18 protein-coding genes are annotated in these 20,930 nt (G+C 62.1%); 12 read left to right on the forward strand and 6 right to left on the reverse strand.

Translation table 11 applies throughout. From position 1 onward, the window contains the following. Positions 1 to 153: 153 nt before the first annotated feature. Positions 154 to 1,524 carry a DNA repair protein RadA gene (radA, locus tag C7I56_RS05570; RefSeq protein ID WP_106639476.1) on the reverse strand — a complete coding sequence of 457 codons (1,371 nt, stop codon included), beginning with the start codon at positions 1,522 to 1,524 and terminating at the stop codon, positions 154 to 156. A gap of 83 nt (positions 1,525 to 1,607) precedes the next feature. Here radA and C7I56_RS05575 point away from each other — a divergent pair, with 83 nt between their 5' ends. Continuing rightward, positions 1,608 to 2,300 carry an endonuclease/exonuclease/phosphatase family protein gene (locus C7I56_RS05575; RefSeq protein ID WP_106639477.1) on the forward strand — a complete coding sequence of 231 codons (693 nt, stop codon included), beginning with the start codon at positions 1,608 to 1,610 and terminating at the stop codon, positions 2,298 to 2,300. Between the two features lie 126 nt (positions 2,301 to 2,426). On the opposite strand, the gene C7I56_RS05580 is transcribed toward C7I56_RS05575, so the two are convergent. Beyond that, on the reverse strand, positions 2,427 to 3,665 hold the full coding sequence (locus tag C7I56_RS05580) for a serine hydrolase domain-containing protein (protein ID WP_158703005.1): 1,239 nt from the start codon (positions 3,663 to 3,665) through the stop codon (positions 2,427 to 2,429). 89 nt (positions 3,666 to 3,754) lie between these two features. Then, positions 3,755 to 5,815, reverse strand: coding sequence for a M13 family metallopeptidase (locus C7I56_RS05585; protein ID WP_199792324.1), 2,061 nt, complete (start codon positions 5,813 to 5,815; stop codon positions 3,755 to 3,757). Between the two features lie 127 nt (positions 5,816 to 5,942). Between C7I56_RS05585 and C7I56_RS05590 the strand changes: the two genes are divergently transcribed. From C7I56_RS05590 to pyrF, 3 genes are read left to right on the forward strand one after another with little or no spacing between them, the layout of a single operon-like run. Then, a complete protein-coding gene (locus tag C7I56_RS05590) occupies positions 5,943 to 8,291 on the forward strand; it encodes a patatin-like protein (RefSeq protein WP_106639479.1) in 2,349 nt (782 codons plus the stop codon). Between the two features lie 49 nt (positions 8,292 to 8,340). Further along, the gene (locus C7I56_RS05595) at positions 8,341 to 8,667 is read left to right on the forward strand and encodes a LapA family protein (RefSeq protein ID WP_199792325.1); all 327 of its coding nucleotides are present in this window, start codon (positions 8,341 to 8,343) and stop codon (positions 8,665 to 8,667) included. Further along, the gene (gene pyrF / locus C7I56_RS05600; RefSeq protein ID WP_106639480.1) at positions 8,664 to 9,338 is read left to right on the forward strand and encodes an orotidine-5'-phosphate decarboxylase; all 675 of its coding nucleotides are present in this window, start codon (positions 8,664 to 8,666) and stop codon (positions 9,336 to 9,338) included. Before C7I56_RS05595 ends, pyrF begins: the two co-directional genes overlap by 4 nt. Before the next feature lie 207 nt (positions 9,339 to 9,545). Here pyrF and dnaA read toward each other — a convergent pair whose 3' ends face one another. From dnaA to mutM, 3 genes are all read right to left on the reverse strand, one after another. Continuing rightward, positions 9,546 to 10,922, reverse strand: a complete 1,377-nt coding sequence (gene dnaA, locus C7I56_RS05605) for a chromosomal replication initiator protein DnaA (RefSeq protein WP_106639481.1) — start codon at positions 10,920 to 10,922, stop codon at positions 9,546 to 9,548. A 446-nt stretch (positions 10,923 to 11,368) separates the two neighbouring features. Then, positions 11,369 to 11,632 carry a 30S ribosomal protein S20 gene (gene rpsT, locus C7I56_RS05610; protein ID WP_106639482.1) on the reverse strand — a complete coding sequence of 88 codons (264 nt, stop codon included), beginning with the start codon at positions 11,630 to 11,632 and terminating at the stop codon, positions 11,369 to 11,371. A gap of 232 nt (positions 11,633 to 11,864) precedes the next feature. Further along, on the reverse strand, positions 11,865 to 12,677 hold the full coding sequence (mutM, locus tag C7I56_RS05615; RefSeq protein WP_106639483.1) for a bifunctional DNA-formamidopyrimidine glycosylase/DNA-(apurinic or apyrimidinic site) lyase: 813 nt from the start codon (positions 12,675 to 12,677) through the stop codon (positions 11,865 to 11,867). A gap of 154 nt (positions 12,678 to 12,831) precedes the next feature. On the opposite strand from mutM, the gene C7I56_RS05620 reads away from it, so the two are divergent. The 8 genes from C7I56_RS05620 to C7I56_RS05655 all read left to right on the forward strand — a co-directional run bounded on the left by C7I56_RS05620 (position 12,832) and on the right by C7I56_RS05655 (position 20,913). Continuing rightward, positions 12,832 to 13,560 carry a class I SAM-dependent methyltransferase gene (locus C7I56_RS05620; protein ID WP_106639484.1) on the forward strand — a complete coding sequence of 243 codons (729 nt, stop codon included), beginning with the start codon at positions 12,832 to 12,834 and terminating at the stop codon, positions 13,558 to 13,560. A gap of 112 nt (positions 13,561 to 13,672) precedes the next feature. Next, positions 13,673 to 15,205 carry a 2-polyprenylphenol 6-hydroxylase gene (gene ubiB / locus C7I56_RS05625; protein ID WP_106639666.1) on the forward strand — a complete coding sequence of 511 codons (1,533 nt, stop codon included), beginning with the start codon at positions 13,673 to 13,675 and terminating at the stop codon, positions 15,203 to 15,205. 4 nt (positions 15,206 to 15,209) lie between these two features. Further along, entirely contained in the window at positions 15,210 to 16,463 is a 1,254-nt protein-coding gene (gene coaBC / locus C7I56_RS05630) for a bifunctional phosphopantothenoylcysteine decarboxylase/phosphopantothenate--cysteine ligase CoaBC (protein ID WP_106639485.1), read from the forward strand. Beyond that, complete coding sequence (dut, locus tag C7I56_RS05635) at positions 16,450 to 16,899, forward strand: dUTP diphosphatase (protein WP_106639667.1); 450 nt, start codon at positions 16,450 to 16,452, stop codon at positions 16,897 to 16,899. Before coaBC ends, dut begins: the two co-directional genes overlap by 14 nt. Before the next feature lies 1 nt (position 16,900). Continuing rightward, positions 16,901 to 17,653, forward strand: coding sequence for a HesA/MoeB/ThiF family protein (locus tag C7I56_RS05640; RefSeq protein ID WP_106639486.1), 753 nt, complete (start codon positions 16,901 to 16,903; stop codon positions 17,651 to 17,653). Beyond that, entirely contained in the window at positions 17,632 to 17,997 is a 366-nt protein-coding gene (locus C7I56_RS05645) for a DsrE family protein (protein WP_342587697.1), read from the forward strand. Before C7I56_RS05640 ends, C7I56_RS05645 begins: the two co-directional genes overlap by 22 nt. A gap of 312 nt (positions 17,998 to 18,309) precedes the next feature. Continuing rightward, positions 18,310 to 18,840: a hypothetical protein gene (locus C7I56_RS05650; protein WP_106639487.1), complete on the forward strand. Its 531-nt coding sequence runs from the start codon at positions 18,310 to 18,312 to the stop codon at positions 18,838 to 18,840. Positions 18,841 to 18,972: 132 nt separating this feature from the next. After that, the gene (locus C7I56_RS05655; protein WP_106639488.1) at positions 18,973 to 20,913 is read left to right on the forward strand and encodes a peptidylprolyl isomerase; all 1,941 of its coding nucleotides are present in this window, start codon (positions 18,973 to 18,975) and stop codon (positions 20,911 to 20,913) included. The last annotated feature ends 17 nt before the right edge of the window (positions 20,914 to 20,930 follow it).

Consider the following 20,930-nt stretch of genomic DNA (forward strand, 5'->3'; position numbering starts at 1 on the left):
TGGGGAAGAGGGGTTTTTCCTCCAACTTTTATCCGTTCGCCCTGAGTAGCCATTGAGCTTGTCGAAATGGCGTATCGAAGGGCTTTCGACGGAGTGCTTCGATACGAGCCTTCGCCAAGCTCAGCCTCTACTCAGCGCGAACGGGATGCTGAACTAGCGACCGAGCATATGGTCGACCAATTCACCTAGGGTGCGGAAGCCGGTGAGAGCGAGCGGGCCCTTCTCTCCCTTGAGGGAGGCCGGCACCAGCGCGCGTTCGAAGCCGAGCTTGGCCGCTTCCTTCATGCGCAACGCACCATGGGCGACGGGACGAAGTTCGCCGGACAAAGCGACTTCACCGAACGCGATCGTATCCGCAGGAACCGGGCGTTCGGAAAGCGAGGAGACGAGCGCTGCCGCGACGGCGAGATCGGCGGCGGGATCGCTGACGCGGTAGCCGCCCGCGATGTTTAGATAGACCTCCGCCGTCGAGAAGCTGAGACCGCAGCGCGCCTCCAGCACGGCGAGGATCATAGCGAGGCGGCCCGAATCCCAGCCGACAACGGCACGACGGGGCGTGGCGCCGCTCGCAAGGCGGACGGTGAGGGCCTGAATTTCGACGAGGACCGGCCGCGTCCCTTCAAGGGCCGGAAAGACGGTGGCGCCGGACACAGCCTCGCCGCGATGGGTGAGGAACAGAGCGGACGGATTGGCGACTTCGGTGAGCCCCTCTTCCTGCATCGAAAAGACGCCAATTTCGTCCGTGCCGCCGAAGCGGTTCTTCACCGCGCGGAGGATTCGATATTGGTGACTGCGCTCGCCTTCGAAGGAAAGGACGGTATCAACCATATGCTCAAGCACGCGCGGGCCCGCGATGCTGCCGTCTTTCGTGACATGGCCGACAAGGATGAGGGCGGTCCCGCTTTCCTTGGCGAAGCGGATCAGTTCCTGGGCCGAAGCGCGGACCTGGCTCACCGTGCCGGGCGCGCCTTCGATCAGGTCCGAATGCATGGTCTGAATCGAATCGATGACCAAGAGCGCGGGCGGTGCCCCCTCCCCCAAAGTCGTCAGGATGTCGCGGACCGAGGTTGCAGCGGCGAGCTGGACCGGCGCCTGGCCAAGGCCGAGGCGGCGGGCGCGGAGGCGAACCTGATCCGCCGCTTCCTCGCCCGATATATAAGCCACAGGAAGACCGCGCGCGGCGATATTGGCGGCAGTTTGTAGGAGCAAAGTCGATTTGCCAATGCCGGGATCACCGCCGATGAGCGTCGCCGAACCCGCGACTACGCCGCCGCCGAGCGCGCGATCGAATTCCGCGATGCCGGTCTTCGTCCGATCCGGAAGTGCGATGTCCGCGTCAAGGCCCACCAAAGTCACCGCACGCCCGCCGGAGCGGAGATTATGCTTGGCCGAAAAGGGCGTCACGACTTCCGACGCGTCCTCGACAAGCGTGTTCCATTCCGAACAATCGGCGCACTGGCCCTGCCAGCGGCTGGAGACCGACCCGCAGGCCTGGCAGACATAACGTTTCCGGGGTTTCGCCATGACCGCTTTGTTAGCATGGCGGCGGAAAGAAGCGAGGGGTTGCGGCGTTGCATCCCCGGTTCGAAATCACCACACAGGGCGGAATGATCCTCGTTGCCAGTTACAATATGCGCAAGGCCATCGGCACCGACCGGCGGCGCAATCCTGGGCGCATCATCGACGTTCTGAATGAAGTGGGTGCGGATGTGGTCGCGCTACAGGAAGCCGACCGCCGCTTTGGCGCGCGGGAAAGCGCCCTGCCCCTCCATATGATCGAGGAGCATAGCGATTATAAGCCGGTGCCCTTCGGCGCGCGACACGGAAGCCTTGGCTGGCACGGCAATGCGATCCTCGTGCGGAAGGATGCTGAGGTTCTGCATCATGAAATGCTTCACATCCCGTCGCTAGAGCCGCGCGGCGCGGTGATGGCGGATGTTTCCGTGCATGGACAGACGCTGCGCGTGGTCGGCATGCATCTCGACCTTTCCGGCCTATGGCGGCGGCGGCAGGCGCATGCAATCCTCCACCATCTCGAACGGCGAGAAGAGAAGATGCCGTCCGTGCTGATGGGCGATCTCAACGAATGGAGCGTGGCTGGCGGCTGTTTGCGCGATTTTGCCCACCATCACCGCTTCGCGGATTGCGGACGGAGTTTCCACGCACGGCGTCCCGTGGCGCAGCTCGACCGGATCATGGTGTCGAATGAAGTCGAGATATTGGACAGCGGCGCCCACCAGAGTTTGCAGGCGCGAAAGGCATCGGATCACCTGCCGATCTGGGCACGGATACGCCTCTAAAGCCTTTCTCCCCTTGTGGGAGAGAGGGGTGCGAGCGCCAGCGAGCCTTTAAGATGTCTTCAGGCGCATCGAGCGCCTTCAGCCATACCCCTCACCCTACCCTCTCCCACAAGGGGAGAGGGTAGGTTAGATATTGTTTTCTAGCTTCAGCCAGTCCTTGGGCTCCAAGCCGTAGAGCATGTCGAGCACTTCGAATTCGACGCCGGCAGGCTGGCTGGTCGCCGAATTCCACAAAGCGACGACGCCGCTCTTCTGCTGCGGATCAAAGAGGATGAGCGAGCGATAGCCGGTGACGCCGCCGCGATGGCCGACCACCCGATGTCCGGAATAATCGTAGATCCGCCAGCCAAGGCCATATTCGGCGGAGTTCAACCGCTCACGCGCGATGCGCAATCGTCCAAGCTCACCCGGCGTTTTGGTAAGCGGCGTGTGTGCGGCCTCGAGCGCTTTCTTCGGAAGCACATCCGGCATCTCGCCCATCTGCGCGATCATCCAGAGCGCAAGGTCCTTGATCGACCCGTTGATGCCGCCCGCTGCGGGCACGCGATAATAGGAATCGGTGACCTCGACCGGCTTCGATCCCTTGCCGCCCTGATGCGGCTTGGCCCAGCTGCGCGCAGCGTAAAGGCCCTCGCGCGTGGCGCTGGCGGTCGTCATTCCAAGCGGTTCGAACAGATGTTCGCGCACCGCCTCCGGATAAGGCTGGCCCGTAATCTTCTCCACCACTTCGCTCGCCGCGTCATAAGCGACATTTTGGTATGCGTGGCATTGCCCCGGCGGACAGATAAGGCTCAATGTCGCAAGCTCACTACGCAGAAGCCGCGCGTCCATGCCGTCCTCAAGCTTCGAATCATTGGCATGGGCGAACAGGCCGAGCTGGTGAGAAAGAATGTCCGACACGGTCGCCTTATGCTCCGCACCGGCCGGAAGACGGAGCGAGGGCGCATATTTGCTCGCGGGATCGTAAAGCGACAATTGCCCATCCGCCGCCAGCTTCGCGACCATGTCGCCCGCCACGCCTTTCGACACCGAAGCCCAACGGAAGACAGTTCCGGTAGTAATGGGATCGCCGCTTCCGGACACGGTTTCGCCATAGCCTTTCATGAAGCGGATTTCGCCGTCTTCGACGACCGCCACCGCGAGGCCGACGACGGGCTTGCGCGAAGACAGCTCCGTCAGCAGGCGGTCGAGCCGCGCATAATCGACCTTGTTCGGCCGTGGCTTGGCATCGACGATCTTTGCGAGCGCGGCTTTCAGGCCGGACGGTGCGGACCCCGCCGTGCGCGCCTGGTCCGGCTCCGGTTCACTGCCCGATCCAACTGATGCGGCGGCGATGACAAGAATGACGAGCAGGATACTCGCCAATATATAATGGATTCGCCGGTTCAGCGAACCTCTCCTCAAGCTGGTAAAAGAAAATGGCGGCGGAGGGGGAGCCTCCGCCGCCACATGGCTTACCAGACTTTCAGACGTTGTTCAGGGGTCAGATACAGCTTTCCGTCCTTCACATCGAACGCCTTATACCATTCGTCGAAGTTGCGGACGACGAGCGAACGGAGCGGCGCCGGGGTGTGCGGGTCGGTCGCGAGCTGCTGCTGGATGGCCGCGTCACGGACTTTGGCACGCCATGCCTGGCCGAAAGCGAGGAAGAAGCGCTGATCGCCGGTATAGCCGTCGATCACCGGCGCTTCCTTGCCACCGAGCGACATCTTGTAGGCGTCATAGGCGATGCGGAGCCCCGCGAGGTCGGCGATGTTTTCGCCAAGCGTCAGTTCGCCATTCACCTTGTGGCCCGGCACCGGCTCATATTCGCCATATTGCTTCACGACCTGGTCGGTGAGTTTCTTGAAGTTGGCAGCGTCTTCAGCCGTCCACCATTCGACCATGTTGCCGGTCGCGTCGAACTTGCGGCCCTGATCGTCGAAATGATGGGTGATTTCGTGTCCGATCACCGCGCCGATCGCGCCGTAATTGGCCGCATCGTCTGCCTTCGGATCGAAATAAGGCGCCTGCAGGATCGCGGCGGGGAACACGATTTCGTTCAGCAGCGGGTTGGCATAAGCGTTCACAGTCTGCGGCGACATGAGCCATTCGCTGCGGTCGACCGGCTTACCGAGCTTCGCCACCTGCCGCAGATATTCAAACCGCGTTGCGCGTTCGGCATTGCCCAGCGCGTCACCCGCGATGATTTCGAGCGACGAATAATCCCGCCATTTGTCCGGATAGCCGATCTTTGGCGTGAAGGAGGCGAGCTTGGCGCGGGCCTTCACCCGCGTTTCCGGCGACATCCACTCAAGATGGGCGAGCCGATTGTCCATCGCCTTGATGAGATTGCCGACGAGGACATCCATCTTCGCCTTGGATTCCGGCGGGAAATATTTGGCGACATAGAGTTCGCCCACGGCCTCGCCGAGGCTGGAGCCGACGAGGTCCACGCCACGCTTCCAGCGATCCTTGAGTTGCGGCGTACCCTGCAACGTCTTGCCATTGAAGGCGAAGCTTTCATCGACAAAGGCCTTGGGAAGCACGGCCGCGGCGTCGGAAATCACCTGGAAGGCGAGATAGTCTTTCCACGCCTGAAGCGGCTCGCTCTGCACAAGCTTCGCGGCACCCTCGATCGCGCTCGGATGGAGCATGATATAATTTTGCTGCGCGGGAATGCCGGTCGCGGCGAGATAGGTCTTCCAGTCGAAACCCGGCGCCCTCTTTTCGAGATCCGCGAGAGTGGTCGGGTTGTAGAGCTTGTCGAGCTGACGCTGCTCGACCCGGCTCCAATGCGCGGTCGCAATCTTCGTCTCGAGATCGACCACACGCTTCGCGCGCGCTTCAGGATCGGAAAGGCCGGCAAGGCGCATCATCGTGCCGACATGCTTTACATAAGCGTCGCGCGCGGCGGCATGTTTGGCGTCGAGATAATAATCGCGGTCGGGCATGCCGAGGCCGCCCTGGCCAAGGTAAACAGCATATTGATCGTTCTTGCGAAGATCCTGCTCGACGCCTGCGCCGACCGGCGTGCCGATTCCGACCTGGCCGAATTCCCCGAACAAGCGGGCGAGATCGCTCGCCGTCTTCACGCTGTCAATCTTCGCGAGATAAGGCTTCAGCGGCGCCGTCCCCTTCGCCTCGATCGTGGCTTCGTCCATGAAGCTTGCGTAAAGATCGCCGACCTTCTGGCTGACGCTGCCCTTCGGCCCCTTTTCCTTCGCTGCGCTTTCGATGATCTCGCGCGTGCGCTGATCGGAAAGGTCGCGGAGGATCGCCATGCTGCCCCAAGAGGAACGGTCCGCAGGGATTTCAGTCGTGCGTGCCCAACCGCCATTCACATATTCAAAGAAGCTGTCGCCCGGCTTCACCTGCGTGTCCATGCCGGACATATCGACGCCCCACTTGCCGAACTGCGCGGCGGCGGCCGCTTTCGCTACGGCCGGTGAAGCGGCTTGGGTCGCGGCGAGACTCGGCGTGGTTGCGGCAAGCGCAGCCATCGCGACACCGGACAAGATCAAATGCTTGAACATGCTTAGAAAACCCCTCGGCATAACGTGTGTGATGCAGGTCACACACTTGCACATCCCCTAAAGCTTGAAAAGGGGCCTCACGCACGTAAGGCTCGACAGCGATCCTGCTTCCTGCCACCCTTGCGTAATGCGGGAGAAAGAACTTCGGCTCGCCCTCGTTTGTTATGGCGGCATTAGCCTCGCCGTCTACATGCACGGCATCACCAAGGAGATCTGGCGCCTTGCCAGCGCAAGCCAGGCGCATCACAGGCCGGGTGCGGGCACGGATGGGACGGCCTGCGTGTACCGTCGCCTGCTACGCATGATCGCGGACGAATGCGGGATCGATTTACGGGTCATCGTCGATATCCTCGCCGGGGCCAGCGCGGGCGGAATCAACGCCATTTTCCTCGCAGAAGCGATTTCATCCGGGGCCTCTCTCGACCCGCTCACCGATTTGTGGCTGGAGACGGCCGACGTCGACAAGCTCGTCGATCCGGAAGTGAGCGCCGTATCCCGGTTTGCCAAAGCTGCTGCCGTACCCTTTGCGTGGATGCTCTCGGCCAAGCGCGGCGGCGCGGTCGAGAGGACAGTTGAGGCCGATCACCGTGCCGAAGTCCGCGGGAAGCTTGCTAATTTCGTGCGCGCCCGGTGGTTCGATCCGCCCTTTGGCGGGCGTATCTTTACCGATCTGCTGCTCGATGCGTTCAAGGCGATGAGTGCCGAGCCCAAAGGCCCGCCCCTCCTTCCCGATTATCAGCCGCTCGATCTATTCGTCACCGTGACCGATTTTCATGGTTATCCTCAGCGCCTGCGCCTCCACAGTCCTGCGGAGGTGGTCGAGCGCGAACATCGCATCACGCTCGCCTTCCGGGATGAAGGCGGGGCTAGCCGGAGACTGGCGGATATGGCCGAGCTTGTCTTCGCGGCGCGCGCGACGGCAAGCTTTCCTGGCGCATTCCCGCCTTTTCAGGTCTCGGAGCTCGACAAGGCATTGGCCGACCGGGATCACCCATGGCCTGGACGCCTGAACTTCCTGAAACGCGTACTCCCGCGCCATGTGGCGATCGGCGACATCGACGCGGCGACCTTGATCGACGGATCGGTACTCGCCAACGCTCCCTTTCGCCCGGCTCTGGCAGCGCTCGATGACCGGCCGGTGCGGCGAGAAGTCGACAGGCGCTTCGTCTACATCGATCCGACGCCTGGGCACAAAAGCATCCGTATGGGCAATGGCGGTGACAACGGGGCGGAAAAGCCCGGTTTCTTCGCCACTATCTTCGGCGCCATGTCGGATATTCCGCGCGAACAGCCAATTCGCGACAATCTGGAGGCGATCGACCAGCGATCCTCCCGCATTCGCCGGATGACGCGCATCGTCATTTCGATGCGGCCCGAAGTCGAGGCGGCAATCGAGCGGACGTTCGGGCTCACTCTGCTCCTCACCCGACCGACGCCCGCGCGCCTTGCCGCGTGGCGCTTCAAGGCCAATACCATCGCCGCTCGGGACGCCGGCTTCACCTATCCTGCTTACGGCCACCTCAAGCTCTCGGTGGTCGTCGAGGATATGGCCCATCTTATTTTTCGTCTGGGTGAGGGCGATGGACGGCAGCGTTATGAAGAGGTGCGGCAGGCCATCTGGCGCGTGGTTCGGGCACAAGGCCTCGATGCTGATGATGCGATGACATCGAAGGGCGCCCGCGCCGACGTGATCGACTTCATGCGCCACTACGACCTCTCATTCCGGACGCGGCGCCTGCGCTTTCTTGCGCGGCGGCTCAACGAAATTGACGAAACGGTTGAGCTTCCGCGCGAAGCGGCGAACAAGGTGCGGGAAGTCGTTTACCGCCTGATCGGCCGCTATCGCCATCTGAGCGCGAGCACCGAGGAAGAAAAAGCAGTCTTCGCTTCCGTCACGGAAAACGCTGAAGCCGCAATGGCCGCGCTTGGCGCGCGGATGGATCTTCAGGCGCTCGATAACGAAGCGGACGAGGTGCTGGCCGAGGCGCTGGCGTCCCTCCCTACCCCAGAGCGCCGGGCGATGATCCTCGCTTACCTCGGCTTCCCGTTTTACGACGTCGCAACCCTACCCCTCCTCCAAGGCGAGGGATTGGACGAATTCGATCCGGTAAAGGTCGACCGCATTTCGCCCGACGATGCGACGGCCATCCGCGAAGGCGGCGCCGAAGCCACCCTTAAGGGAATCCAGTTTCACAATTTTGGCGCCTTTTTCAGCCGCGCCTATCGCGAAAATGACTATATCTGGGGCCGTCTCCATGGAGCGGACCGGCTGATCGACATCGTCATATCGACCTTGCCCGCTGGAAAAAGGCTTCCGGCCGGTGCAGCCGCTACCCTCAAGAAGGAGGCATTCGCCGCGATCATCGCCGACGAGCGAGGGCGGTGCCTCAGCGCACAAAGCCTGCTTGACGAACTTGAGCGGGAGATCGGCACGCCGCCTTCCGAACCGCAGGCCGGGTCGTCAAGGGTAGACTGACAGCGATTTTATCGTAAGGCAGGGAACAGGGCTGCCAGGGAGGCAAAAAATGCAGTTTCTGAGAACCCTGTTCTGGGTGGTGCTGGCGATGACCATCGTGCTCTTTTCCAGCGCGAACTGGACACCCGTGACCGTCAATTTATGGGGCGGCTTGGAGGCAGTCGTGAAGCTGCCGGTTCTGATTTTCGCGGCCTTCCTCATCGGTTTCGCTCCCCCCTTCGCTTATTATCGCGCGCGCATTTGGTCGCTGCGCAGGCGGGTCGAAACATTGGAGCGGAATGCGACCCCTCCCGCGATGCCCGTCGAAAGCGTTTCTTCGCATTCACTCACGGAGGCGCCGCATCCTACCGCTAGCGATATTGGACCCTCGGTATGAGCAGCCCCGTCTATGTCGCCATCGACACACCCGACATCGATCGCGCGAGGGTGATCGCCGCCCGCGTCCGCAACCATGTCGGCGGCCTGAAGCTCGGTCTCGAATTCTTTTCCGCCCATGGCGCTTCAGGCGTGCAGGAAATGGCGAAGGTTGGCCTTCCAATCTTTCTCGACCTGAAATTGCACGACATTCCGAACACCGTGGCGAAGGCGGTGCATGCGCTGCGTCCGCTTCGTCCCGCCATCCTGACCGTTCATGCCGCGGGCGGACGGGCGATGCTGGAAGATGCCAAGGCCGCAGCGCCTGAAGGCACGAAGGTGGTGGCCGTGACTGTCCTCACCAGCCTTGATGGCAACGACCTTGAATCGATTGGCGTGGCCGCAAATCCTCATGCGCAGGTGGAGCGGCTGACTGCACTTGCCCGCGAGGCCGGGTTGGACGGCGTCGTCTGCTCCGGCAATGAAGTGGCGGCGGCCAAAGCGCTCTGGCCCGGCGGCTTCTTCGTCGTGCCTGGCGTCCGCCCCGCTGATGCAGGCGCAAGCGACCAGAAACGCGTCATGACCCCGCGCGCCGCCCTCGACAATGGCGCGTCCATCCTCGTCATTGGCCGCCCGATCACGCAGGCAGAAGATCCCGATCAGGCCGCAAGGGCAATCGGCGCGACGCTGTAAGCGCCTTTCGAACGACGGTTTACATCAAACTGGCGTGGGTGGGCGCCTCTCGCATCGCATCCCGGTGTTGCGGGCCGTCACCCACTCCCGTTAGCCCTGAGCTTGTCGAAGGGCGTGTGAATCACACGGTGCACACGCCCTTCGACAAGCTCAGGGCTAACGGCGAAGTAAAATCCTTTGTGGTCGAAGCCGTTCAGGGCCCCGCGATTAGCTTTCGAGCTGGCGTGTCAGCAAACGGATATCGGCGTCGAGCTCGGCATCCTGGGCGCGGAGCTTTTCGATCTGACGGACGGCGTGGATCACGGTTGTATGATCGCGTCCACCAAAGCGGCGGCCGATTTCGGGGAGCGAACGCGGCGTCAGCTGCTTGGACAGATACATGGCGACCTGGCGCGGACGGGCGACTTCGCGGGCACGGCGGGCGGAGGTCATTTCCGCCTTCCGGATGCGATAGTGATCCGACACCTTGCTCTGGATCTCGTCGATCGAGATGCGACGCTGGTTGGCGCGCAGGATGTTCGCCAGCACCTCGCCGACGAAATCGAGGTCGATCGCGCGATTCTGCATCTGGGCATAAGCCGCGATACGGTTGAGCGCGCCTTCCAGTTCACGAACGTTGGAGCTGATCCGTTTGGCGAGGAACATCACGACATCGTCCGGCACGCTGACCGGAAGCGTTTCCAGCTTCTTTTGGATGATGCCGAGGCGCAGTTCGAGGTCCGGCTGGTTGACGTCCGCGACGAGGCCCCAGGACAGGCGCGACAGAATGCGGGGCTCGATGCCGTCTAGATCCTGCGGCGCGCGATCGGACGAAATAACGAGGCGGCTTCCGGCCGAGATGATCTCGTTCATCGTGTGGAAGAATTCTTCCTGCGTCGATTCCTTGCCAGCGATGAACTGGACGTCATCGATCATCAGCAGGTCCGCAGAACGCAGCTGCTGCTTGAAGCTGATCGTATCGTTGGCGCGGAGCGCGGCAACAAACTCGACCATGAACTTCTCGGCCGACATGTAGACGATTTTGGCACCCGGGCGGCGGGCGCGGAATTCGTGGCCGATGGCGTGGAGAAGGTGCGTTTTGCCGCGCCCCGTGCCGCCATGGATGAAGAGCGGATTGAAGGCGACATTCTCGGCCGTCGCGAGCGTGCGCGCGGCATTGAACGCAACCTCATTGGCCTTGCCGACGACGAAGCTGTCGAAGCGATAACGCGGCTCCAGCGGCACGCCGTAAAGGCTGCCTTGGACTTCCACCGGTGCTTCTTCGATTTCGGGGGCCGCCGGAATTGCGGCAACAGCGGCGGTGCGGGGCGCGTTGGCACCGACCGCTACGCGGATGTGACGGACGCTCGGCAACGTCGCTCGCCATGCGAGCACGAGCCGTTCTGCGAAATGGGTCTGCACCCAATCGGCCATGAATTGCGAAGGGAGTTCGAGCGTAAGTGTCGCGGAATCAGCATCAAAGGCGCCAAGCGCGATCGGGCGCAGCCAGCCATCGAAGGTCCGCGCGCCGCAATCCCGGCGAAGGCCCGTGCGGATCGCATCCCACGCGGCAGCGATGGGATCACCGGCAATGGCCTCGTCCATGGCAATGGCTTGCTTTTGACCCACGCGCTCAACCCCCTTTAAGGACCGCCTCCACGACAAAGCGCGCCCATCAAATCCGCCAGACAAAGCTCGCCCGTATGGCGAAACGCGATTGTCGCGCGCCAATCCGTGAGGTCACTTTGCTGTGTGCATCCGAAGGCGAGATTCGCGCCCCGGAAGAGTTGTGTTGTACGGACGAAATCGCCGAACGATCAAGGCTGATTTAGGTCATATAACTGAAATAAAATCGTTGACACGGAAATGCTTAGAAGCCGCGGCACTTGATCTAAAATCCAATATTTTCAATATTTAAGCACAACAACGGCACGAACCGGGAACGACGCGAATCGCGGGAAAAGCTTGGGTTTGTCATTTCGCAACCGGCATGAAAAAACCCGCCGGATTTTGCATTCGGCGGGTCTTCCTGTTCCTAAATGAAACGAAGCTTAGCCGAGGGCGGCGACCCGCTTCACGAGGCGCGAAAACTTGCGCGCCGCAGTGTTCTTGTGGACAACGCCCTTGGCAACGCCGCGCGCCAGCTCCGGCTGAACCTTCGCGATCGCGTCCTTGGCCTTGTCCTTGTCACCCGAGGCGAGAGCGAGCTCGACCTGCTTCACGAAGGTGCGGATACGGCTAACGCGCGCGCCATTGACTTCGGCGCGGCGATCGTTGCGGCGGATACGTTTCTTCGCTTGCGGCGTGTTCGCCATTCTAACTGCCTCGTCTTGCAAAATGAAAAAGGCGCGGAATCGTCCCGCACCGGTCAGGGGCGCCCTCTACGTGGAAAGGTCTGAGCGGTCAAGGCGGAGGTTGCCAATCTTGTTCCGTTCGTCCTGAGTAGCCGTTGAGCTTGTCGAAACGGCATATCGAAGGGCTCCGCACGGAATGCTTCGATAAGGGCCTTCGACTTCGCTCAGTTCCTACTCAGCACGAACGGCAATGTTATTTCTGGCATTTCCCACAGTAGAAGGTGGAACGGCCGCTGTCGACGCGGCGGAGAACGGGCGCGCCGCATGCGCAGGCTTCCCCTTCCCTTCCATAAACGCGCCATTCCTCGGAGAAGTAGCCGAGTTCGCCGCTGGGCCGCGCATAGTCTCGCAGGGAGGAGCCCCCCGCATTTATCGCCGCGATCAGCACGGCCTTGATTGCCTCGACCAGCTTTCCGAGGCGTGCTTTCGATATCTGCCCCGCCGCTTTGCCAGGGTGAATGCCGGAAAGGTTCAGCGCTTCACAGACATAGATGTTGCCAAGGCCCGCGACGACCGACTGGTCGAGCAACATTGCCTTGATCGGTGCCTGTCGTCCAGCGACCCTATCCTTGAGGTAACTGGCGGAGAAGATCTCTCCCAAAGGCTCCGGGCCCATACGGGCGAAGGCATCATAAGCGTCGATATCAGCCGTCCTCCATAGATCGACGAAACCGAAGCGGCGCGGATCATTGAGGGCAAGTACCAGTCCCTTCTCCGTCTCCAGCACCAGATGGTCATGAGGCCCAAGCGCGCCGGGATCGATCCGCCAACGCCCGGACATGCCGAGGTGGAAAATCATCGTGTCGCCGCGATCCGTATCGATCAGCCCATATTTAGCGCGGCGGCCTAGGCTGGTGACGCGGGCGCCGGTGAGCCGCTGACGCAGATCTTCCGGGAAAAGCTTGCGCATATCCGCACGATAAGTTTCGACGCGGGTCAGGCGGTGGCCGTCCAGCACGGGAACAAGCCCCGCTACCGTGGTTTCGACTTCAGGAAGTTCGGGCATGCTTCTCCTTTAGCGTCATTTCGGCGAAAGCCGGAATATCGTGACGGAAACGCGCCCTACCCGGCCTGAGACCCCGGCCTTCGTCGGGGTGACGTTGTAGAACGGAAATGAGAAGAGTGCACATCGTCCATTTCCCCTGCTAGAGGCACTGCCCATGGAAAAGGTTTCGTTCGGTTATGAGGATGTCGATCCGCAGGAAAAGACCCGGCGGGTGGGCGATGTGTTCCGGTCCGTGGCGTCGCGCTACGACCTGATGAACGATTTCATGTCGGGCGGCATGCACCGGCTGTGGAAGGACCATTTCGTGCGCCGGGTGAAGCCGCGTGACGGCGAATCGATCCTCGACATGGCGGGCGGCACCGGCGACATCGCCTTCCGTATGGCCGCGAAGGGCGCAAACGTCACCGTCGCTGACATCAATGGCGAGATGCTGAAGGTCGGTATGGAACGCGCCAAGCAGCGCGGCATCGACGGCCTCGTCTGGAGCGAACAGAATGCCGAAACATTGTCCTTCGCGGACAAGAGCTTCGACGCTTATACAATCGCCTTCGGCATCCGTAACGTGACCCATATCGACAAAGCGTTGGCCGAGGCGCACCGCGTGCTGAAGACGGGCGGGCGCTTCTTCTGTCTCGAATTTTCGACGGTCACCTGGCCGGGCTTCAAGACCGTCTACGACAATTATTCCCATCACCTCGTGCCGAAGATCGGCAAGGCGGTGGCGGGCGATGAAGAAAGCTATCGCTACCTCGTCGAATCGATCCGCCGTTTCCCCGACATGCCCACCTTCAAAGGCATGATCGACAAGGCTGGGTTCGTGCAGACCAAGGTCGAACCGATCCTGGGCGGTTTGGTGGCGATCCACAGCGGGTGGAAGATTTGATGAGGCACTTACCCGTTCGTCTCGATCGAAGTCGACAGACGTCGCTTAATCGCGCGTGCCAACGCTTCTCGACTTCGCTCGAAGCGAACGGATGGAGAGGATCAAAGAAGGCATGACAGCCTCCACCACCCATATCTGGCGGCTATTGAAATGGGGCCGGGTGCTGGCGCGGCATGGGGCGCTGCGTGGGATCGAGCGCGATCCCAATACGCCGGCGCCCGTCCGCCGCCTCGCCCGCATCGCGCGCTTTGGCGCACGTGTGCCCAAGGTGCCGGAATATGCGGTCGCCTTCCAGGATATCGGCCCGGCCGCGATCAAGCTCGGCCAGGCGCTCGCAACACGTCCCGACCTCGTCGGCGAGGAAGCGGCGCGCGATCTTCTCCGCCTTCAGGACGCTCTACCGCCCGCGCCCTTCGCGCAGATTAAGGCCGCAATCGAGCAGTCGCTGGAACGCCCGCTTGAAGAGATTTACGCGCAGTTTGATCCGGAACCCGTGGGTGCCGCCTCTATCGCACAGGTGCACCGCGCGGTAACGATGGATGGCCGCGAGGTGGCCGTGAAGATCCTCCGCCCAGGCATCGAGGAAGAATTCGCCAAAGCGCTCGATACCTATGAATGGGCAGCGGCGCAGGCGGAAGCGATGGGCGGCGAATTGGCACGCCTCCGCCCCCGCCTCGTCATCGCCCATTTCCGGCAATGGACGGCGCGCGAACTGGATCTCCGCCGTGAAGCCGCCTCCGCCTCCGAACTGGCCGAAGGCATGGCCGCCGAGCCGGGCTTCGACGTTCCCGCCATCGACTGGAGCCGCACCGCGCGGCGGGTGATGACGATGGAGTGGATCGACGGCATCAAGCTGTCGGATCGCGAAGGGCTGATCGCCGCGGGCCTCAACACCCGCGAACTCTCGCAACGCCTCGTTCGCGCCTTCTTGCGCCAGGCGATTGCGGAAGGCTTCTTCCACGCCGATCTCCACCAAGGCAATCTCTTCGCCAAGCCCAATGGCCATATCGGCGCGATCGATTTCGGTATCATGGGGCGAATCGACCGACAGGCGCGGCTGTGGCTCGCCGAAATCCTCTATGGCCTTATCACCGGCAATTATGCGCGCGTGGCCGAAATCCATTTCGAGGCGGGCTATGTGCCCCCGCATCATAATATGGCCGAATTCACCACCGCCCTGCGCGCGGTGGGCGAGCCGATACGCGGCCTTCCGGTCAAGGACATTTCCGTCGGCCAGATGCTGGACGGCCTGTTCGCGATCACCCGCGATTTCGACATGCCGACCCAGCCGCACCTCCTTCTCCTGCAAAAGACGATGGTGATGGTGGAGGGCGTCGCGACCGCCTTGGACCCGGATGTCAACATGTGGGAAACCGCTGAGCCCTTCGTTCGCGAATGGCTGCGCAGCGAGCTTGGCCCGGAGGCGAAAATCGCCGACGAACTGGTCCGCAACGTCCGCACGCTTCGCAAGCTGCCCGACCTCATCCGCCGTCTGGATTATTATTATCCCGCCCCCGGTGCCGCTCCGCCGCCTCCACCTTTGCGCGAAATCGCCGTGATGCAGCCCCCGCGCTTCGGCCGCTACTTCTTCACCGCGATCGTTTCGGCGGCGACTGGTGCTGCGGCGATGTTCTTCCTAAATTAAAGCTATGCAGGGCAAGCGCATCCTCCTGATCGTCGGCGGCGGCATCGCGGCCTATAAGGCGTGCGAGCTGATCCGCCTGATCCGCAAGGAAGGTGGAAGCGTACGCTGCGTCCTCACCAAATCGGGCGAGCAATTCGTGACTCCGATGACGCTGGCCGCGCTTTCCGAACAGGAAGTTCACACCTCCCTCTGGAACCTCAAGGATGAGGTGGAGATGGGGCATATCCAATTGTCGCGGGAGGCCGATCTTGTGGTGGTCTGCCCCGCGACGGCGGATTTGCTTGCGAAGATGGCGGCGGGCATTGCGGACGATCTTGCCACCACGCTGCTCCTTGCCACCGACAAGCCGGTGCTGGCCGTGCCCGCGATGAATGTGCGCATGTGGCTTCATCCCGCGACGCAACGGAACGTGGCGCAGCTTCGGGCGGATGGAATTACGGTTCTAGAGCCGGACGAAGGCGAGATGGCCTGCGGTGAGTTCGGGCCGGGGCGGCTTCCGGAGCCTACAGACATTCTCAAAGCCATCAAACCGTTCGTGTCGAGCGAAGTCGAGACACATGCTCGTGCGGAGCGGAGAAACATCGGTGCTAGGCAAGGCTTCTCGACTTCGCTCGAAGCGAACGGGAAATTGGCGGGCAAACACATCATCGTCACCGCCGGGCCAACGCATGAGTCGATCGATCCCGTTCGCATCATCGCCAACCGCTCGTCCGGCAAGCAGGGCTATGCAATCGCGGAAGCGCTTGGGGCGATGGGCGCGCGGGTGACGCTCGTGTCCGGGCCGGTGAGCCTTGCGACGCCCGCGAACGTGGCGCGCGTGGACGTCCAGACGGCATCCGAAATGCTCGACGCGGTGGAGCAGGCCCTGCCCGCCGATGCCGCGATACTGGTTGCCGCCGTCGCCGATTGGCGGGTCGCGGCGTCGCCCTCCAAGCTCAAGAAATCGGCCGGTCCGCCGCAGCTTCAGTGGACGGCCAATCCCGATATTCTCGCGACATTGGCGCAAAGCCCGCAGCGGCCCGGCCTCCTCGTCGGCTTCGCGGCTGAAACCGACAATGTCGTCGCCGAAGCGCAGGCCAAGCGTGTGCGCAAGGGTTGCGACTGGATCGTCGCCAACGACGTGTCGGGCGACGTGATGGGGGGCGACACCAACGAAATTCACCTCGTCACGCAAGACGGCGTCGAACATTGGGACGCCGCCTCCAAGGCCGATGTCGCCCGCCGCCTCGCCGAAAGGATCGCCGATGCCCTCGCCTGAAATTCGCATTGCCCTGAAGCGCCTGCCTCATGGCGAAGGGCTGCCGCTCCCCGCTTACGCCACCGCGCATGCGGCGGGCATGGATGTGGTTGCGGCTGAAAACCTGACGCTCGCGCCCGGCAACCGCCATGCCGTGGCGACCGGTTTCGCTATCGCCATTCCGGAAGGCTATGAAGTGCAAGTCCGCCCGCGCTCCGGCCTCGCGCTGAAGCACGGCATCACCTGCCTCAACACGCCCGGCACGATCGATGCCGATTATCGCGGCGAAGTGAAGATCATCCTCGCCAATCTCGGATCCGATCCGTTCGAGATCGTGCGCGGCGAACGCATCGCGCAACTCGTACCCGCTGCCGTTCAGCGCGCCCATTTCGCGGAAGTCGATGAGCTGGACGACACGGCGCGCGGCAGCGGAGGCTTCGGCTCGACGGGCCGCTAAAATGGACCTAAGCGACACTCAGCTCGACCGCTACGCCCGGCACATCGTACTGCGCGAGATTGGCGGCGATGGACAGAAGAAGCTCCTCGGCGCACATGTCGCGATCATAGGCGCCGGCGGGATCGGATCGTCGGCCATCCAATATCTCGCCGCCGCGGGCGTCGGTCGGTTGACCATCATTGATGATGACCGGATCGACCTATCCAACCTCCAGCGTCAGACGCTCTACCGGACAGAAGATGCCGGTCAGCCCAAGGCGGAAAAGGCAGCCGCTTTCGTGACGCGCCTCAATTCCGACATTCAATTGGATATTCACCGGCGGCGATTGAACGCCGAAAATGCCGATCGCCTCCTCGATGGCGCCGATGCGATCGTTGATGGCTGCGACACTTTCGCAACCCGGTTGATCGTTTCCGACGCGGCGACCCGCCTCAGGGTGCCGCTCGTCTCTGCCGCAGTGGCGGAATTTGACGGACAGGTCGCGGTCTATCGGGGTTGGGAGACAGATCAGCCTTGCTATCGTTGCCTGGTCGGCAGCGATCCCGCGCGGGTGGAGCAAAGCTGCTCGGAACAGGGCGTACTCGGCGCGATGGCAGGAGTAGTCGGCAGCCTCGCGGCACTCGAGGCGATCCGGCTCGTGACGGGCTTTGGCGAGAGCCAGGTCGGCCGGTTAATCCGCATCGATGCCCTCTCCATGCGTTTCCGGGCCGCGCGGATCGCCAAGGATCCTGGATGCCCAGCATGCAGCCGCTGACTATCATTGTACCAACCGCCGATCCGGCGCGCTTCCACGCCGCATTGTCGCTGGCGGCGGCGCATGCCGCGCTCGATCGCCCGACTCGCTTGTTCCTCCAGGCTGAAGCAGTAATCCTCGTCCGTACTCCGATCGCCGCCCCGTTCGACGATCGTTATGCGGCGGCCGGCCTGCCCAAGCTCGCCGCTCTCCTCGAGGAAAGTCGCGCTCTTGGCGTTCTCGTCATCGCTTGCCAAAGCGGCCTTGTGTTGGCCGGAATGACCGCAGCCGAACTTCCGCCAGGAATAGAAACCGGGGGCCTAATAGATCTCCTTCGCGGTGAAGGCCAAATCCTCCTCGCCTAATCTGCGGCATATCGAACGCCCCATCTCGGCTCCACTACACCACCTAAGAACGCGATACGCATGGCCCTTTGCGGCCCGCGCCTACCTTCTCATGCAGCTAGCCACAGCCTGCCACCTAACTGTCCATCAGCTTAACCGGTTGCCGCTCGTCACTCGCGCCAACTTCCCCCTTTTCTCATGCTCACCACGCAGGAGAAAAACATTATGCCATTCGTCGCCTTATTAATGCGCCTTATAAGGAATAGCTTATAAGGGTTACTACTGCTAGTTGTAGCCCTTGCAGGGATCGAGAGATTTAAAGGGTGTTTTCCGATGGGTGGATTGAAGCAAATCGGGATCGACGTCGATGTACATCGGCTGATCGAGCAAAGTCGATTGTCGTTTGGGGAAAGCGAGAATGACATCCTGCGACGCCTGCTTCTGGCGCAGCCCGCGCATGACCCTAAAACAGCCTCATCGCGAAAATCGCCTGCCCGTATCGGCGCGAGGGCGCGTGGCAGTTGGACGGTCGTGATCGGGCAGGAGCGGATTGCGGCCACCAACCTCAAGAACGCTTACTACATTTTCCTACGCCGACTAGCCGAGGCGTATCCGGACTTCCTGCCTTTATTCGCTCAAGAACGCAGTCACAGTCGCCGCTTCGTTGCGCAGGTGGCGGAACAGCTTTATGAAAACTCACCCCACCTTGCGCGCACGTTCGCCTGCACCCTCGTTGATGGCTGGTATTATGACAGTAACCTGTCGGCCGATCAGATATCGCGACGTGCACGCATTGCCGCGCGCCTCTGCGGCATTCACTATGGCACCGACGCCCGTATCCTGGGCAATGCACGGGAATTGTGAGGCGGTCATAGGAAAGGCCTCCGCGCCTGAGCCAACGTTCTGCGCGGCGCGGGCGCAAAACTCAGACTTCCGCCCGGGGAAAAGAGTCCTTAAGAGCCTGTCTCAACACTTCCACAGATCGGTGCCTGATTGATGATCTCCTTTTTCCGTCGCGGTCTTTCTTCCTGGGTTGTCATCGCGTTTCTCGGCCTGATTGCGCTTGCCTTCATCGTAACTGGCGTCGGTACGCCATCGGGCCTTGGCAATCTGGGCGGCGGCGATGTCGTGGCCGAGATCGGTGGAGAAAAGATCACTGCGACCGAAGTGGTCGATCAGGTTAACCGGCAGCTTGAGCGCGCCCGGCAGCAGCAGCCGGATCTCACCATGCAGGCCTTTCTGCAGGGCGATATGCTGAAAAATCTGATCGAGCAGATGATCACCGCTAAGGCGATTATCAGCTTTTCTGAGGATCAGGGGCTCACTGCGTCGCGCAAGATGATCGATACGGAAATCGCTTCGCTTCCCGCATTCCATAATCTCGCTGGCCAGTTCGACCAAACGACGTTCCAGCAGGCACTTGCCCAACAGAACATCACGGAAGATCAGCTGCGCGAAGATCTCGCCGCGTCGCTGATCGAAAAGCAACTGATGTTGCCGATCGGCGCAGGCGCGCGCATTCCCCGCAGTGTGGCGGTGCAATATGCGTCCTTGCTGCTCGAACAGCGTTCGGGCAGCGTCGGCGCGGTGTCCATTCAGGGCATTCCACAAGGGCCGGCGCCCACCGACGCGGACATCAACGCTTTCTACACCCAGAATCAGGGCCGTTATACGATCCCCGAACGCCGCGTGATCCGCTATGCCTTATTCGGTCCTGAGCAGGTCGCAGCCGCGGCCAAGCCCACCGATGCCGAAATCGCGGCTTTCTACAATAGCAACGCGGCAACCTATGGCGCGAAGGAAAGCCGGCGGTTCAGCCAGGTTGTCCTGCCCGATGAAGCCGCGGCGCGCGCCTTCCAGCAAAAGGTTGCAGGCGGTAAGAGTTTCGCCCAGGCCGCGCAGGAGGCTGGTTTCTCGGCCAGCGATACTTCGATTGGTGAGCAGAGCAAGGAAAGCCTGACCCGCTTGTCGAGCGCCGCGATCGCCAACGCCGCTTTCGCCGCAGCCGAAGGTGCAACGACCGCTCCGGCCCGCTCGGAACTCGGCTGGCACGTCCTGCGGGTAGACGGCATCGCCCGCACTGCGGCGCGTTCGCTCGATAGCGCCAAGGCCGAGATCGCGACGCAACTTGAAAAGCAGAAGGTCGACGAGGCGCTGACCGCCCTCGCCACCCGGATCGAGGATGCGATCGCCGACGGCGCGACCTTCGCCGAGGCCGCTGCTGCTGAAAAGCTGCAGATCCAGGAGACCCAGCCGGTTACCGCAACCGGTCAGGCGATTGGCCAGGCCGGCTATCAGCTTCCGGAACAGGCTCAGGCGCTTTTGAAGCCTGCCTTCGACCTTGCGGCTGACGATGATCCCGTCGTCCATGTCATCCAGCCCAACCAGAGCTATGCAATCGTCGCACCGGGTACGATCACGGCAGCAGCCGCTCCGCCGCTCGCGCAGATCAAGGACCGGGTTCGCACCGACCTCGTCGCCAAACGCGCCAGCGATCGGGCCAAGCAGATCGCTGATCAAATCGCTGCGAAGATCAACGGCGGCATGGCGCCTGCCGAAGCCTTCCGTACCGCGGGCGTTCCGGTCGAGGCGCCCCGCCCGATCAGTGCCCGCCGTATCGAAATCGCGCGTCAGGGCCAGCAAGTGCCTCCGCCGATCGCGATGATGTTTTCTATCCCGAAAGGCAAAGCCCGCGTGATGGCCGCGCCGAACGGCATCGGCTGGTTCGTCGTTCACCTGAACGAAGTCATCCCGGGCGATGCCACCAAACAGCCGGAACTGATCGAGGCGACTCGCCAGCAGTTCAGTCAGGCCGTGGGTAACGAATATGGCGCTCAATTCGCCAACGCCGCCCGCAAGACCGCGAAGATCGAAAAGCATGACGCGGCGATCCAGCGCTTGAAGACGCAGCTGCTTGGTGGCGGCAACGCGCGGTAAGATTAAGGAGCCCTCTC

Source organism: Allosphingosinicella vermicomposti (genome assembly GCF_003012815.1).
In the GTDB taxonomy this organism is placed as follows: Bacteria; Pseudomonadota; Alphaproteobacteria; order Sphingomonadales; family Sphingomonadaceae; genus Allosphingosinicella; species Allosphingosinicella vermicomposti.

Bases quoted from the DNA above. Each gene is read 5' to 3' on its own strand.
- radA (WP_106639476.1), bottom strand. From the start codon at position 1,524: ATGGCGAAACCCCGGAAACGTTATGTCTGCCAGGCCTGCGGGTCGGTC.
- C7I56_RS05575 (WP_106639477.1), top strand. From the start codon at position 1,608: ATGATCCTCGTTGCCAGTTACAATATGCGCAAGGCCATCGGCACCGAC.
- C7I56_RS05585 (WP_199792324.1), bottom strand. From the start codon at position 5,815: ATGTTCAAGCATTTGATCTTGTCCGGTGTCGCGATGGCTGCGCTTGCC.
- C7I56_RS05590 (WP_106639479.1), top strand. From the start codon at position 5,943: ATGCGGGAGAAAGAACTTCGGCTCGCCCTCGTTTGTTATGGCGGCATT.
- C7I56_RS05595 (WP_199792325.1), top strand. From the start codon at position 8,341: ATGCAGTTTCTGAGAACCCTGTTCTGGGTGGTGCTGGCGATGACCATC.
- pyrF (WP_106639480.1), top strand. From the start codon at position 8,664: ATGAGCAGCCCCGTCTATGTCGCCATCGACACACCCGACATCGATCGC.
- dnaA (WP_106639481.1), bottom strand. From the start codon at position 10,922: ATGGACGAGGCCATTGCCGGTGATCCCATCGCTGCCGCGTGGGATGCG.
- rpsT (WP_106639482.1), bottom strand. From the start codon at position 11,632: ATGGCGAACACGCCGCAAGCGAAGAAACGTATCCGCCGCAACGATCGC.
- mutM (WP_106639483.1), bottom strand. From the start codon at position 12,677: ATGCCCGAACTTCCTGAAGTCGAAACCACGGTAGCGGGGCTTGTTCCC.
- C7I56_RS05620 (WP_106639484.1), top strand. From the start codon at position 12,832: ATGGAAAAGGTTTCGTTCGGTTATGAGGATGTCGATCCGCAGGAAAAG.
- ubiB (WP_106639666.1), top strand. From the start codon at position 13,673: ATGACAGCCTCCACCACCCATATCTGGCGGCTATTGAAATGGGGCCGG.
- coaBC (WP_106639485.1), top strand. From the start codon at position 15,210: ATGCAGGGCAAGCGCATCCTCCTGATCGTCGGCGGCGGCATCGCGGCC.
- dut (WP_106639667.1), top strand. From the start codon at position 16,450: ATGCCCTCGCCTGAAATTCGCATTGCCCTGAAGCGCCTGCCTCATGGC.
- C7I56_RS05640 (WP_106639486.1), top strand. From the start codon at position 16,901: ATGGACCTAAGCGACACTCAGCTCGACCGCTACGCCCGGCACATCGTA.
- C7I56_RS05645 (WP_342587697.1), top strand. From the start codon at position 17,632: ATGCCCAGCATGCAGCCGCTGACTATCATTGTACCAACCGCCGATCCG.
- C7I56_RS05650 (WP_106639487.1), top strand. From the start codon at position 18,310: ATGGGTGGATTGAAGCAAATCGGGATCGACGTCGATGTACATCGGCTG.
- C7I56_RS05655 (WP_106639488.1), top strand. From the start codon at position 18,973: ATGATCTCCTTTTTCCGTCGCGGTCTTTCTTCCTGGGTTGTCATCGCG.